This window comes from Sphingobium sp. Ant17 (assembly GCF_000588875.1).
Lineage (GTDB): Bacteria > Pseudomonadota > Alphaproteobacteria > Sphingomonadales > Sphingomonadaceae > Sphingobium.
Window position 1 is genome coordinate 1 of the sequence record NZ_JEMV01000178.1, and the last position, 1,902, is coordinate 1,902.

2 protein-coding genes and 1 pseudogene are annotated in these 1,902 nt (G+C 55.4%); 2 read left to right on the plus strand and 1 reads right to left on the minus strand.

Annotation, left to right across the window (positions count from 1 at the left end):
• Both BF95_RS30130 and BF95_RS25200 read left to right on the plus strand, forming a co-directional pair.
• A pseudogene (locus tag BF95_RS30130) lies at positions 1–210 on the plus strand (vitamin B12 dependent-methionine synthase activation domain-containing protein); the annotation flags it as partial.
• Between the two features lie 59 nt (positions 211–269).
• Complete coding sequence (locus BF95_RS25200) at positions 270–461, plus strand: hypothetical protein (RefSeq protein WP_043155585.1); 192 nt, start codon at positions 270–272, stop codon at positions 459–461.
• A gap of 449 nt (positions 462–910) precedes the next feature.
• Here BF95_RS25200 and BF95_RS25205 read toward each other — a convergent pair whose 3' ends face one another.
• Entirely contained in the window at positions 911–1,810 is a 900-nt protein-coding gene (locus BF95_RS25205; protein WP_043155588.1) for a hypothetical protein, read from the minus strand.
• Between the last annotated feature and the right edge of the window lie 92 nt (positions 1,811–1,902).

A 1,902-nucleotide genomic window follows, 5' to 3' on the forward strand; every position in this document is an offset into this window, starting at 1 on the left:
CGCCCATCACGCGACCGGCATCACCCTGACCGAGAGCTTCGCCATGCTCCCCCACGGCCGCCGTCAGCGGCTTCTATTTTCGGCCACGCCCAAATCCGAAATATTTTCGGCGCGCCCCGCGTCGGCCGCGACCAGTTGGAGGAATATGCCGGACGGCGCGGCATCGATATCGACACGGCGGAACGGTATTTGCGGCCAAATCTGGATTAAGCGCCCCGAAACAGACGCTTGTTACGGTCAGCGCACTATCTTACACGGTCCCCGCGCCGATGACATGCATCGGCACGGGGGGATTATTCACGAAACCGATTGCCATCATCCTGGGCGCCTGCGCCCTGTTTCTCGCCGCGCCCGCCATCGCCGGGGACCAGAACTTCACCCTGTTCAACAAGACCGGCAACGACATCGCCGAAGTTTTATGTCTCGCCCGCCCTCGGCCAAGGCTGGGGGCGACGACGTGATGGAAGACGAAGTGCTGGAAGACACCGCCTCGGTCCCATCACCTTCAACGCCAAGAACGCCGTCTGCAACTACGACCTCAAAGTCATCTTCACCGATGGCGACGAAGCCCAGTGGACCAATTTGACCTCTGCACGATCAGCAAAAATCCAGATCTTCTGGAACGCCAAGACGCAGAAGGCGACGGTAAAGTGGGGAGTGAGCGGAACAGTTCGGTAGGGAGCGGTTGGCGTTGGTGGTTTATCCTCCTTGGTGTGCGGCAGCGCGGATGCACTTTGCTCGTCCCGCCCGTTGCGGAGAGGCGCTAGCGCTCAGGCCTTTCTGCCACTCTCTACCGTCATGCTGAACTTGTTTCAGCATCCATCGTGCGCCCAAAGCCGCGGCTTGTAGGTGCCGATCTGTCGGCTTCTACATAGCTCATAAATCGAAGATTGAGGTCATCAGGGTAGTATCATAGCGCTTGTCGAGTTGCGCCTGCCGCGCAAGATTCACGAATTGCTTTTCCGCGACGACTACGTCTGCCAGCGGGGAGGGCGGTCATAAAAGCCATCATGTCTCGCAGGTCGTTCTCGGAAATAGTTCTGGCTTGATCCTCAAGTCGGACAACCAACTCACGCTCGACGTTGAACACTGGGATATCTACAATCATACTACGCACTAGCGAAGATCCGATGTCGCTGACGGTTGACCAAGCAAGACCAAGAAGACGCGCCGTCGCCAAAATGAAGTCTAGCTCGTTAATGATCATCCTAGCGGCGTACGCTCGCTTTCTCAATGCGAGCGTTTCATTTGCTACAATACCGCGTCGGACCTCAATAAGGGCGAGGAGGTCAGCGGAGCCTCGGCTGTAGCGCTTTACGGCTTCAAGCCGCATCGCTTCGTCGTTGAACGCGAGATAGTCGAACATCGCGCGTGCTGGGTCTTTCCTAATAAATTCAATCACCCGATCTGAAATCTCGAACCCATAGCGATCTGGAGAATAGTCTCCGGCCGATTCAAACCACAAATCGGAAATAAACCAATATGGCGGTAGCTTTTTCTTCGGTATCGAGCATTTATCGGCGATATAGGCCGAAAGCGTTTCCGCAAGAATCCGGCGTCGATCGCGAAACACAGTGCCACCGCTAATTAGTGCTTGCACTCGCGCCATGTTAGCACGCCGATACGGGACATTGATTTTCGAGGTCTCGTAGAGATTGGTGAAGGTCAGCGGAACGACGATATGGTTGCGCTGAACCGTTTCCACTACCTTGGTAAGAGTGGCGTGCTCTCTAGGATATCGTACCTTATCCCACGATCCACGCGCGAGGCTTACCCAGGCGTTCTGATCGAGATATACGATCTGGGTCATAGCTATTCACTAACTGCTCTTGGGCTGTAAATTGATTGAACGTCCGTTCGCGAGTGTACCGCAATTAGCCTTGAAAGACTTATAAGCGCCAA

What these genes read in the sequence shown, in the direction of transcription:
- BF95_RS25205 (WP_043155588.1), bottom strand. Translation starts at nt 1,810, where the DNA reads ATGACCCAGATCGTATATCTCGATCAGAACGCCTGGGTAAGCCTCGCG.
- BF95_RS25200 (WP_043155585.1), top strand. Translation starts at nt 270, where the DNA reads ATGACATGCATCGGCACGGGGGGATTATTCACGAAACCGATTGCCATC.